The organism is Chryseobacterium sp. ERMR1:04, assembly GCF_001297705.1.
Taxonomy (GTDB): Bacteria; Bacteroidota; Bacteroidia; order Flavobacteriales; family Weeksellaceae; genus Chryseobacterium.
In genome coordinates, this window is sequence record NZ_LIRF01000008.1 from 53099 (window position 1) to 65646 (window position 12548).

14 protein-coding genes are annotated in these 12548 nt (G+C 34.3%); 4 read left to right on the forward strand and 10 right to left on the reverse strand.

What is annotated here, in order from left to right; all coding sequences use genetic code 11:
* Positions 1-244: 244 nt before the first annotated feature.
* Genes AMQ68_RS17485 through AMQ68_RS17495 form a run of 3 tightly spaced genes read left to right on the forward strand, consistent with a single transcriptional unit; the run spans position 245 to position 2261 of the window.
* On the forward strand, positions 245-787 hold the full coding sequence (locus AMQ68_RS17485; RefSeq protein ID WP_054511903.1) for a phage tail protein: 543 nt from the start codon (positions 245-247) through the stop codon (positions 785-787).
* A 56-nt stretch (positions 788-843) separates the two neighbouring features.
* Entirely contained in the window at positions 844-1389 is a 546-nt protein-coding gene (locus AMQ68_RS17490; RefSeq protein ID WP_054511904.1) for a phage tail protein, read from the forward strand.
* A 35-nt stretch (positions 1390-1424) separates the two neighbouring features.
* A complete protein-coding gene (locus AMQ68_RS17495; protein WP_054511905.1) occupies positions 1425-2261 on the forward strand; it encodes a T9SS type A sorting domain-containing protein in 837 nt (278 codons plus the stop codon).
* 71 nt (positions 2262-2332) lie between these two features.
* Here the strand turns inward: AMQ68_RS17495 and AMQ68_RS17500 are convergent, their stop codons facing one another.
* From AMQ68_RS17500 to AMQ68_RS17510, 3 genes are read right to left on the reverse strand one after another with little or no spacing between them, the layout of a single operon-like run.
* Complete coding sequence (locus tag AMQ68_RS17500; protein ID WP_054511906.1) at positions 2333-3061, reverse strand: SMUG2 DNA glycosylase family protein; 729 nt, start codon at positions 3059-3061, stop codon at positions 2333-2335.
* A 2-nt stretch (positions 3062-3063) separates the two neighbouring features.
* Positions 3064-3852 carry a DUF4241 domain-containing protein gene (locus AMQ68_RS17505; protein WP_082384142.1) on the reverse strand — a complete coding sequence of 263 codons (789 nt, stop codon included), beginning with the start codon at positions 3850-3852 and terminating at the stop codon, positions 3064-3066.
* A 51-nt stretch (positions 3853-3903) separates the two neighbouring features.
* Positions 3904-4440 carry an SMI1/KNR4 family protein gene (locus tag AMQ68_RS17510; RefSeq protein ID WP_054511907.1) on the reverse strand — a complete coding sequence of 179 codons (537 nt, stop codon included), beginning with the start codon at positions 4438-4440 and terminating at the stop codon, positions 3904-3906.
* Positions 4441-4611: 171 nt separating this feature from the next.
* On the opposite strand from AMQ68_RS17510, the gene AMQ68_RS17515 reads away from it, so the two are divergent.
* Positions 4612-5493 carry a class A beta-lactamase gene (locus AMQ68_RS17515; protein ID WP_054511908.1) on the forward strand — a complete coding sequence of 294 codons (882 nt, stop codon included), beginning with the start codon at positions 4612-4614 and terminating at the stop codon, positions 5491-5493.
* A 63-nt stretch (positions 5494-5556) separates the two neighbouring features.
* Here the strand turns inward: AMQ68_RS17515 and paaZ are convergent, their stop codons facing one another.
* The 7 genes from paaZ to AMQ68_RS17550 all read right to left on the reverse strand — a co-directional run bounded on the left by paaZ (position 5557) and on the right by AMQ68_RS17550 (position 12500).
* Positions 5557-8046, reverse strand: coding sequence for a phenylacetic acid degradation bifunctional protein PaaZ (gene paaZ / locus AMQ68_RS17520; protein WP_054511909.1), 2490 nt, complete (start codon positions 8044-8046; stop codon positions 5557-5559).
* Between the two features lie 18 nt (positions 8047-8064).
* On the reverse strand, positions 8065-8613 hold the full coding sequence (locus AMQ68_RS17525; RefSeq protein ID WP_054511910.1) for a hypothetical protein: 549 nt from the start codon (positions 8611-8613) through the stop codon (positions 8065-8067).
* Between the two features lie 6 nt (positions 8614-8619).
* Entirely contained in the window at positions 8620-9447 is an 828-nt protein-coding gene (locus AMQ68_RS17530) for an alpha/beta hydrolase (protein ID WP_054511911.1), read from the reverse strand.
* A gap of 76 nt (positions 9448-9523) precedes the next feature.
* Complete coding sequence (locus tag AMQ68_RS17535; RefSeq protein WP_054511912.1) at positions 9524-10102, reverse strand: transposase; 579 nt, start codon at positions 10100-10102, stop codon at positions 9524-9526.
* Between the two features lie 61 nt (positions 10103-10163).
* Positions 10164-10757: a transferase hexapeptide repeat family protein gene (locus tag AMQ68_RS17540; protein ID WP_054511913.1), complete on the reverse strand. Its 594-nt coding sequence runs from the start codon at positions 10755-10757 to the stop codon at positions 10164-10166.
* Positions 10758-10886: 129 nt separating this feature from the next.
* Complete coding sequence (gene pcaF / locus AMQ68_RS17545; RefSeq protein ID WP_054511914.1) at positions 10887-12092, reverse strand: 3-oxoadipyl-CoA thiolase; 1206 nt, start codon at positions 12090-12092, stop codon at positions 10887-10889.
* Between the two features lie 45 nt (positions 12093-12137).
* A complete protein-coding gene (locus tag AMQ68_RS17550) occupies positions 12138-12500 on the reverse strand; it encodes a four helix bundle protein (protein ID WP_054511915.1) in 363 nt (120 codons plus the stop codon).
* Positions 12501-12548 lie beyond the last annotated feature (48 nt).

Below are 12548 nucleotides of genomic sequence, written 5' to 3' on the forward strand. Positions count from 1 at the left end.
TAATTAGATTCTTACAAAAATACTAAATACGAAGCTTTTAACGAGAACAAAAAACAAATATTCTTTCATAATATTCCTCTGCCACTCAGTAAAAATACGGAGTCTCCAATTTGGTATTTTATACTCTACTTCTCCTTTTATATATATCGTTCCTTTGACTTGTAAATAAACACCAACAACCGGCGGGATCCGAAAAGCCTCAGAAAAGAGTAGGAACATTTAAAACTGAAAAAAAAATAATATCATGGACGAAATGATTGGAGTAATTAAAGTATTTGCAGGAAACTTTGCCCCTAAAGGTTACCTACTATGCGATGGAAGCTTATTACAAATCCAGAGTAATTCTGCCCTTTTCTCAATTTTAGGTACTACGTATGGTGGTGACGGTATAAGAACCTTTGCTTTACCTAACTTAAAAGGACGTTATCCTTTGGGATCAGGCAATATAAATGCGAACGAGTATTATCCTTTAGGAGGACAGGCAGGTACTACGCAGACAACTCTTCTTCAACAAAACTTACCCAGCTTTATAAGCCAAGTAAAAGTAGCGAATGCAAATGCAAACTCCATTACTCCTTCTGCAAATGCATCACTTGCAATCACAGGAACACCAAATGGGAGAGAATTCAGCCCTATACCAAGTTTTGCAGATGGTGATCCTAATACGGTTATCAATCCAAAATCTGTTTCTTTTACGGGTCAGAATTTACCAATCAACAATATGCCTCCTTACTTAGCATTAAATTACATTATCTGTATACAAGGTATTTACCCTTCAAGACCGTAAGCTTAAAAAAACGACAAGTACTTAAAAAAATCAATAACTGAAAAAACTATACAATCATGGAAGAATTAATGGGCACTATCAAATTATTTGCAGGAAACTTTGCCCCTAGAGGTTTCTTATTCTGTAACGGAGCTTTATTAAGCATTGCACAAAATTCTGCACTTTATTCATTACTAGGAACAACCTACGGTGGCGATGGACAATCTACTTTTGCGTTGCCTAACCTTAACGGACGCTATCCTATCGGAGCAGGAGGAGGTTCAAACACAGGAAAATCGTATGAACTTGGTGAAATGTCGGGTTCTGCACAAACTACTCTTTTGAGTTCAAACCTACCAAGCTTTATAAGCCAAGTAAAAGTAGCGAATGCGAATGCCAATTCTATAACACCTACTTCCGGATCTTCTTTAGCGATTACAGGAACGCCAAACGGGAGAGAATTTAATCCGATACCAAGCTTTGTAGATGGCGACCCTGATACGGTTATTAATGCAAAATCTGTTTCATTCATCGGTCAGAATTTGCCTATCAACAATATGCCTCCTTACTTAGGATTAAACTATATCATTTGTGTTGAAGGTATTTACCCTTCAAGACCATAAACTCAAATTTATTAACAACCTAAACAATTAAAATCATGAAAAGCACTACTTTTTTCACGATCTGTAGTCTGCTCATTTCCCTTTTTACATTTGCGCAGACAAGTACAGAAGTTTTCGAAACTGAATCCAGTGGAAGCACTAGTTTTAGTGATAATGGAGTAATTTTCAATATCATCTCGCATAATGCTCCAGCTTCTCTTTTCGATATTGCTAACTTTCCCAATACTGGATGGAGTGGCACATCAAATGACAATAGATACATTGATAATTCCGGTACGGCAACTTTGGAAAATGCAAATGTTTCTTTTAGTATAAAAACAACTTCAAATTTGTTTAAAGTAAATAGATTTTGGGTATTTTTAGCCAATTACCTTACCAATCAAAATGCTTCGGGGACTCTTACGGTTACCGGAAGATTAAATGGTGTAACCAAATTTACACAAACTAAAAGTACAGGTTTTGCAACATCTCTGGGAACGACAAATGGATATACCTTAATTGATCTTACGAACCTAAACGGACAAAACTACTCCAATATTATTGTAGATGAACTTCGATTGACCATTGGTGGAGATTATCGTTATCTTGGTTTTGATGCCTTTACCTGGGTGAAAGATTCAGGTATTGTTTTAGGAACAAATGATACAAAAGTTTCAAAAGATAAGATCAGCATCTATCCAAATCCTACAAACGGTGAATTCTCAATGCAAACTGACGAAAACACAAAAGCTCAGGTATACAACCAAGAAGGTAAGTTGGTAAAAAGCTTAGACCTTAAAAAAGGAATCAATGAAACCAATATTGCAGAACTTCCAAGTGGAGTTTATATCATAAAAACACCCTCAGAGTCTTATAAAATCATTAAGAAATAGCTTAGTATAGTGTTAAAAACTAATAACCATGAAAATTTTAACATAAGCATATTGTACCACGAAGATTCTAACTACACAATTGTGATAAAATCCCTTGAAATAATCAAGGGATTTTTATTTTTTAATGCTAAAATATACTTATCAATATACATCTCTTTTTCTTTCAATTTATATTGCTGAATATATCTTGGATGCTCTAATACTGTCATTCTATCAAAAAGCTTTGCTTCTTTATTAAGTTTGGAAATAAAGTCGGCATTTTTCTTTCCTAAAATAAAAACCTCTGAAGTATCGATATTTAGGCTGATGTGTTTTTGTAAAGATTCTATCATAAAATCTTTTACGTCTTCGAATAGCTTTTTATCATCATAATAATTGGCATTCAACCAACCGGTTTTTGCCTTTCTTACAATGGCTAGAGGAAATGGAGAATTGATATAAAATTCTTTGTAAAATTCTTCTGCACCGCCGTATGCTTCGATCATATCGTACATAAAAACGGAAGAAATTTCGTGCGTGTGGGCAGATTTCATAGTAATTCCGCAAACAGATTCCAAACGTTTTGTATCGGTAAACGGAACGCCTGTTACCCCTGCTCCATGACGGCTTGGATTAATCCCAATAATGAATTTTCTTTTATTAGAATCGTTATAATATTTTTGATAAAACTTTTGCATGACTTCCATCGTTTCCGGATGATCTAAATACGGATTCAATACCTGAAAACCTTCAGGAAGATCTCCTGTATATTCCAGATTTTTATTGAAGTGAACAACTTGGTCAGCAAAAGTTTTATTCATATTTAGTTTTTAAGAAAAACGAAGTTGTCAGGTTGATCATCGTCATCCCCGTCTACATAGTCTACATCGTCCTCGTCTCCTTCATCACTTAAAGCCAATTCAATATCAATAAATTGAATGTATAAGCCACAAATTTCTCCATTAGCATCATAAGCAAAGTAAACAGGATAGCTACCGTCACCAAAACCACTTGCAAACATCGGGATCTGATAATTTGTATTGGGAACCGTCCAATTGATCCAGTCTCCGGCCTCTCGCTGATTGTTGGGATAATCTTTATAGCTTTGTGCGAAAATTTCGGCGAAATAATCATCGTAAACATTATCTACATCTGTTGCATCTATAAATTTATCTACAAAAGGAAGCACTTCTTTATCGGTAATACAACCTAGACCGGCATCCACACCGAAACCAAAAAAATCATCTTCGGTTACCCCTTCCAGCTCTTCAATTCCGACTAAAGCCTCTCTATAAACAACCGGTTTTTCTTTGGTAAACTCCACTTTCACAACAGCATATCTGTCTCCCCAATCTTCAGATTTTACCACAGCAATTGTCACAGGGAAATTTCCTTTCGGAGCCTGAATAAAATAAGGCGATTGATTCGCATTCAGAGAAACCAACGGATCTCTCACCACCACTTTTCCAGAAGGCAGAGAAACATTTCCGATTTCCATCGTCTCCATTTTCTGTCCCAGAATTTCATCGGAAGTAAAATATGTTTCCAGGTCTGTAGGACAAACCATAATATTTTTCACTTCTTCCCACTTTTGCATCCAGTTTTCGTTCATTATTTTTACTATTTATGATTTTTAATTGTACGTTTTAAAATTACAGCTTATTTACTCGGCATCAAACTCATCTTCGTCTTTTAATCCTTTAATAAATGTTTCAAAATCCTTTGCCAGAAAAATTTTTCTGTAATCATCTTCCTGATCTACATGTACCACTTCCGGCTCGCCGTCTTTTCCACACTTAGAATAGTCGAGTAAGATCATATCATGACCTGCAGAAGGGCAATCTGCAATATACACTCCGATTGCAGGATATCCCCATTCATCAATCATAAACTGGCTTCCGAGTTCTCCACAAACAGAATACGTTTTGTCTCTTCCAATTCCCATAATTCCAGTAATTGCAATATGATCATCTGCCCAAGAATTATCTTCTGTTGTTGGAAAACAACTTTTGTCTACCAATCCTCCGTTCTGAATTCTCATCAATTCGATATAAGAAGCTGGAAGTTTATAGCCTAATTCGTTTTCAATTGATACAACCATTTCATCATCGGAAAATTCTTCGATGTAATCTCTTACTGAATAACTGCTTTCACTCCAGAAATCGGTAAAGTCAAAGTCTTTGAAAAATTGTAATTCCATATTTTGTTTTAAATAAATGAGATTCTGATTTTACTGTAAAAGTAATTATCATTTTTAATTAAAAATGATTTTTTATAAATTGTCATGGGTTTAAATTAATTATACCAATACATTGATTTAAACCTATGACATCAAATTCTAATTTAATAACACAATGAAAAATTATTAATAATGAAAAATTTTAAAATAATTTATTTAGTCTTTTTAATTTGCATAATCGGATGCAAGAACATCGATAAAAGAAAAGAATTAAGCAATAACATTCATGAATTAATTTCAAATAAAAAACTTGATATAGGAATTTCTATTAGAGATCATTCGGGAGATGAGATTGTATCTGTTAATAATAAAAAGTACAAACTTTATAGTGTTTCTAAACTCTTCTTAGCCGTTTATATATTGAATCAAGTTGATAAAGGGAAACTTAATCTTAATCAACCTATCCTATTTTCTAAAAAAGATTTGAAGCCCGATCTTTATAGTCCATTACGAGACAGCATACCTCAAGGAACTACTCTTTCCTTAAAGCAATCTCTCAAGTTTATGATTAAAAGCAGCGATAATAATGTATTTGATAAGCTAGCTGTTGCTTCAGGCGGTCTCAGTAATTTAAATATCTTTATTCATCAAACTTTTAAAGCAACTAAAGATCAATTCTCTATCATGCATGATTATTCCAGCTCTCAACGTGATTTCGAATCCAATATTATTACGCCAAGCATGGCAACTGAAATTCTTTATCAACTCGAAAAAAAAGAAATATTATCTGATCATAGCTATGACTCATTGAAAAATTACATGGAGCATTCTGTTATAAATACAAGAATTCAAGGGCTTATAAAAAAGGATACCCAGTCATTTCATAAGTCTGGTACATCCAATCGAGAAAATGGTATTATAACCGCTTGTAATGATATAGGAATTGTAAATCTTAAAAACGGAAAATCATTTATGATTGCTGTCTTCATATCTAATTCTAAAGAGGATGATGCTACTAATGATAGTTTGATTGCAAAAATTACGGAACTAGCCTATACCAATTTAAATAACTAAACAATATAAAAATCCCTTCCAGTAAAAACCAAAAGGGATTATAAATTTATATTTTATTTTGAATTAAATCAATCCAAACTGCTCAAAATGATGCGTGAAATGTTTTTTATGCATCAGTTCCCACATTTCTTTGTTTAATTTTCCGAATACAAAATTCATGTGTTCAGCTTGTGGATTTTCTTTATAATACACTGAGAATTTCTTCAAATTATCTAGGAAAGACTGTTTTGCAACATCCAGATTTTTATGTCTTAATTCCAGTAACTTTTCATCTTCAGCTAAGAATGGCGCTGGGAAATCTTTAGGCATTTTTCTGTGATTGTAAAGAGAATCCTGCCATTTTTCCAACTGTTCTTCAGGAGTGAAACATTTATCAGCTTCCGGTTCGCCTAAACTTACCAAAACACCATGTTCCAAATGTTCTATCATTTGTTGAGGAGACATTTTACCCCAAGTTGGTTGAGTTGATTCAGCTAAACCTTTTACAATTTTCTGAACATTTTTAAGGTCAATAAAAGGAGAATGCTTTGCTACCAACGTTAAAATGGTGGCTACACAAACTACTTCCTCTCTCTGATTCACCACTTCAACCAGCCATTTTACCACACCGGAAGGAATATTTCTTCCTTTTACGCCTCTGTTGATTTTTTCTTTCGCTGTTAAATAAACCGTAATCGTATCTCCTGCATAAACAGGCTTGAAGAACGAACAGTTTTCTAATCCATAGTTCGCGATAACTGGTCCTTTTTTCCCTGATACGAACAATCCAGCTGCCGCAGAAAGGATGAAATATCCGTGAGCCACGGTTTTATCGAAAATAGTTCCCGTTAAGCTTGTAGCATCTGTATGGGCGTAGAAATGATCCCAAGAAACATTAGAGAAGTTCACGATATCTGCATCAGTAACCGTTCTTCCTGCTGTTTCCAACGAATCTCCTACTTCAACATCTTCAAAATATTTCTGGAAAGGATGCTTGTCTGCATATTTTTTCTCTGCTCCTTGCTGATATACTTTCGTAATAGCCGTCAAAATATCCGGAGAACCTTGAATTGCTGTTTTTTGAAGGAAGAAATGAAGACCATTCAATCCACCCATTTCCTCGCCGCCTCCTGCTCTACCAGGACCTCCGTGCATTAATGTAGGAAGTGGAGAACCGTGACCTGTACTTTCTTTTGCATTATCTCTGTTTAACACGAAAATTCTACCGTGCTGAGAAGCCATTTTCCAAGAAGTTTCTGCAACGAATTTCTCATCGTGAGAAACAATTGAACCTACCAAACTTCCTTTTCCTCTTTTTGCCAAGGCTGCCGCTTCTTCTGCATCTTTGTAAGGCATCAAAGTAGAAACCGGACCGAAAGCTTCTACATCATGAGAGATGTTTTTTGTAAATGGAGAATCATTTAAGAATAACTTTGGACTCATAAATGCACCATTTTCATAGTCTGCATCTACAAGCTCGTGTTTCCCATCATACACAAGTTCGTTTTCAGTTTTTAAGATATTTATTTTTCTTACAACTTCGTCATATTGCTGCTTTCCAACCAAAGATCCCATTCTTGTATCTCTGCTTAACGGGTTTCCTATTTTAGTTTGATCTAAAGCTTTAGACAAAGCATTTTGAACATCCCCAATTAAGTTTTCAGGAACAATAATTCTTCTGATCGCTGTACATTTCTGACCTGCTTTTGTTGTCATTTCTGTACGAACTTCTTTAATGAACAAATCAAATTCAGGCGTTCCCGGTTTTGCATCCAATCCAAGAATTGAACAGTTCAAAGAATCTGCTTCCATATTGAAACGAACAGAATTTCCTGAAACAGAAGGCAAAGCTTTTAATTTTCTACCCGTCGTTGCAGAACCAGTGAACAATACAGAATCTCCATCCTGAACATAATCCAAAATATTTCCCGGCTCCCCGCAAACCAATTGAAGCGCTCCTTCAGGAAGAACTCCACTTTCAATCATATCCTGAAAAACTGCATTCGTCAAATAAGAACCAAAAGGAGAAGGCTTCACAATGGAAGGAACACCCGCCAACAATGAAGTCGATAATTTCTCCAACATTCCCCAAACAGGAAAGTTATATGCATTGATTTGCACAGAAACTCCTTCACTTGGCGTTAGAATGTGAGTTCCTAAGAAAGTTCCGTTAGCAGAGATTTTCTGAGTTTCCCCATCTACCCAAAACGGAGTGTTCGGAAGCATTCTCTTTGCCAATCCTGAATACGTGAAGAACGTACCAAAACCTCCTTCAATATCTACCCAAGAATCTGCATGAGTTGCCCCTGTTTTATATGATAATTCGTAATATTTTTTCTTTCTTTCTAAAAGGTAAAGTGCCACTTTTTTCAACATTTCTCCACGATCGTAGAAAGTCATTGAAGACAAATTCTTGTACCCTACCGTTCTACCATAATCAAGTGCTTGTTCAAAATTCAGCCCTTCAGTATCCGAAACAGCAACCTGCTCTCCCGTCACGGCATTGTATAAAGGAATTCCGTTTCCGGTACCTTCGATCCATTCTCCGTGGATGTAATTTTTTAGTTTTTCCATATTATTATATTGGATATTTTAATACTTAATTTTTTGTTCCATATTAACTTCAGGATGTTTATCTAACAGATAGAGAATTCTATCAGACTCAGAAAAAGAAATTTCATATTCAAAGCAAACCTGTTTTAAGTCAATAAGATATTTTTTGTACAACTCAATTTTCTTTGGTTGACTGAATGGAATATTTAAATTTTCTCCATATAAAAGACGATACACTCTTTGATCGATAATTTGAAAATAATTAGGATTTATGAATCTTAAAAAAGTTGAAGCCATTGGTAAATCAAATCCTTTTGATTCTAATAATTTAATCAAAATATCATCAGCTAAAACTTCATTATACTCAACTCTTAGTTCATTAATTTTCAAAATTAGATCCGGATCAATATCAGCGAATCTATTTGTTTTCCACAGAACAATTTCTAAAACGGTTTCATAAGTGAAATCATCTTTTTTAGTATCCAGCTTCTTCGTTAATTCTTTCTGATATTTAAACTCAGGAAGTTCACTAAGAAGTTCTTGTATATTTTCTATCTCCTTTATATTCTTAATTCCTCTTTTTTCCATATTTTTTTATTTCGTTTCCTTATACGGAAACATTTTCACTAAACCTTCGTATAAACTTCTGTGGAGAATCGTTGCATGATTGTCTCCCTCCATCATTTTATATTCTACCGTCCAGTTTTTTTTATTTGATTTTTTAAGAACATCGTATAGATCTTCTGCGTCTTTTACCATCACTGGATGTTCGCCTTTTCCTACAGAAACATAAACGAACTTTTTAGTATCCGGAATTTTGGATAATAATTGATTGGCCTGTTTCAAAAGACTTTCATCATCCCACCATAAACTCGGACTGATGATGAAATAGTTATTAAACATTTCAGGCTTTTTTAATAAAATCTCTGTTGCTAAAAGTCCGCCAAGAGATTGACCGAAAATATACGTATCCGTAGTCTTAAACTGACTTTCGATATAAGGTTTTAATTCTTTTTCAAGGAAATTGATGAATTTATCCGAATGCCCTGTTGTAGGATAATCTTTCTGTAAATCTTTTAAATCTGTGTGAAAGGTAAAGTCTCTTTTTCTATCAATATTAGCAATTCCAACAACGATTGTTTCCGGCATTGCATACATTTGATTAAAGAACTGAACCAATCCTGTAACATGGATAAAATCTTCATTCATACTTCCATCCAGAAGATAGATGATCGGATAAGATTTCGTTTTATCAAATCCTAGCGGAAGATAAATATTTAACGTTCTTTCTTCATTTAAAACTTTAGACTTTATGGTTCTGATTTCTCCGATTGTTAATGGTTTTACATTTCCATTCTGGGCTAAAACCAGAGATTGGAATGTAAATATAATACTGCAGAAAATGAGAAGCTTTTTTATCATACTTTATTTATTTGTTAACTGTCTTTTCAAAACCTCATAGGTTTTAGAAACCTATGAGGTTTGAGTTAGCTGTATTTTATTCGATTGTTAGAAAATCATACTCAACATTTGATTTATGATATTCTACAAAATCTTTTATTGTATCAAAATATTGCATCATTTCTTCTCTTTCAATTTTACTTTCTTTAGCCAAATTAATGTAAGAATGATAAGATGAATATTTCCAATCATTAATATCTTCAACAAACCCATGATTGACCGGGTTATTGTGAATATAATGTAATAATTTAATCAAATACTTTTCATCGTCTACTCTTTTGCGTTTTAAAAAATCAAGAAAAAGTGATCCTTTTCTATTATATTTCTTATTATATGCTTTTGCATAACCATTTAATAAATTACTAAACTGTCTCATTAAATATTTATGCTCATCCTCATTTGATACTTGGTCTGAATCTTTAAACCTTATTAATAAATGAAAGTGATTTGGCATTAAGCAATAAGCATATATTTCAGCTATTGGAATAATGTATTTTAAAAGCTTGCTTAAAAAATATTTATAATTTTCATCTTCTCGAAAAATTAAATCTTTGCCGTTTGCATGAGTATAAATATGATATACATGACCATATTCAAAACTTTCTGTATTTGACATATTTTTTCTTCATTTGTGTATTTTGAATATTCAAACCTCATAGGTTTTGATATACTTTAAATTATTTCACATCATCCCAAATACTATAGTCAACAACTTTCGTAGGGATTTGCTCAACATATTCTGTAAAGGGCTCGCAAGGAAGAATAGCATCTTTGCCTTCCCTTGCCAATTCCTGATATAGTTTTGTTCCTTCTGTTTTCCATTTTATCATTTCATCGGAAACATCACGGATGATTTTTGCAGGACTTCCCACAATTAATTTTCTAGGTCCACAGGTAAAGTTCGCAGGAACGAAAGCCAACGCGCCGATGATACATTCATCACCGATTACGGCTTTGTCCATCACTACTGAATTCATTCCAACCAAACAGTTTTTACCGATGTGCCCGGAATGAATAATTGCACCGTGACCGATGTGTGCCCCTTCTTCTAAAATGGTTTCAATACCCGGAAAAACATGAAGCGTACAGTTTTCCTGAACATTGGCTCCGTCTTTAATAATAATTTTACCCCAGTCTCCACGGATTACCGCATTGGGACCGATATAAACTTCTTCGCCAATTTCCACATTTCCAATAATCACCGCTTGTGGGTGAATGTATGCAGAAGGCTTTATGATGGGGCGAATGCCGTGATATGAGTAGATATTCATAAATTTTTATTAAAAAATTAATGTAATAATGTATCAATCTAACAGTTTACCAATTGATTCTTCACTTTGTTCAGAATGACAGGAATTGTTACATTGATACATTTTTATATTGTTACATTATTGAAAAAGTTATACTTTTTCAATAACCATTGCATAGCCTTGTCCTACACCGATACAAAGCGTACATAATGCATATTTTTTATTTTGTTTTTGAAGTTCAATCGCTGCAGAACCAATGATTCTTGCTCCCGAAACTCCAAGGGGATGCCCAATCGCAATAGCACCTCCATTTGGATTTACTCTTGCATCATCATCCTGTAAACCTAAACTTCTAGTTACGGCTAAAGATTGAGCGGCAAACGCTTCATTCAATTCAATAACGTCTATATCGTCTAAAGAAAGGTTTAATCTTTTCAATAATTTCTGAGTCGCTTCAACAGGTCCGATTCCCATAATTCTCGGTTCAACACCTGCAACGGAAGATCCTAAAATCTTAGCTTTTGGCTTCAACCCATATTTTTTCACAGCTTCCTCACTTGCTAAAATAAGAGCAGCAGCACCGTCATTCATTCCTGAAGCATTTCCTGCTGTTACCGTTCCTTCTTTTCTGAAAGCCGGACGAAGTTTTCCTAGTCCTTCCATTGAAGAAGTTGGTTTGATGAATTCGTCTTTATCGAAAATTTTTGGATCGCCTTTTTTTTGTGGAATTTCAACTTTTACAATTTCTTCCGCCAATCTACCGTTCTCTTGAGCTTTGGTTGCTTTTTGCTGAGACCAAAGCGCAAATTTATCCTGATCTTCACGGCTGATGTTATGCATATCTGCTAAGTTTTCAGCAGTATCTCCCATTCCGTCAACGCCGTATAATTCTTTCATTTTTGGATTGATAAATCTCCATCCGAAAGTGGTATCAAACATCTGACTGTCTCTACCAAAAGCTGCGCTAGGTTTTGACATTACATAAGGTGAACGTGTCATATGCTCTACTCCACCCGCAATATAAATTTCACCTTCTCCAGAAGCAATCGAACGAAAAGCATTGGCTACCGCTGACATTCCAGAAGCGCACAATCTGTTTACTGTTTCACCTCCGATTTTGTAAGGAAGTCCTGCCAATAAAAGTCCCATTCTTGCTACGTTTCGGTTGTCTTCACCCGCTTGATTTGCACATCCGAAAATAACGTCCTCTATTTCATTAACAGGAACCTCAGGGTTTCTAGCAACAATTTCTTTAAGGACAACTGCTGCCAAATCATCGGCTCTAACTTCTGATAAACCTCCCTGTAATTTTGAAATTGGCGTTCTGATGTAATCTATGATATATACGTTGTTCATAATTCAATTAATTTAACAATGTAGCAATGTAACAGTATAACAATGCTAAATGCCTTGGTTTTTATTTAAACTTGTACTTAAAATTTTATAAATAATTTTTCCTAATTCTATAATTTGATGTTCAAGCTTTTCATCAAATGGGTAATTTTTGGAATGTTTACAGAGATATAGCCAATATTTCGTTTCTTCTAATTCTTTGGCTGAAATTTTCATCTTGTTTACAAAATCATTTTTACTATGAGGATTTTGAGCTTCAAATGCATTTGCTCCAATGCTTGTTCCAGAACGCAACAATTGTTTCGCAATAACAAATTTTCTTTTTTCCTCTAACAATTCACAAAATTCAATAATATCCAACGAAAATTGAACGGTTTTCTGAATCAATGGATTATTTTCAAAATTTATCATCGTGATTAAATTGTTAGATTGGTAAACTATTACATTGTTACATTGAGC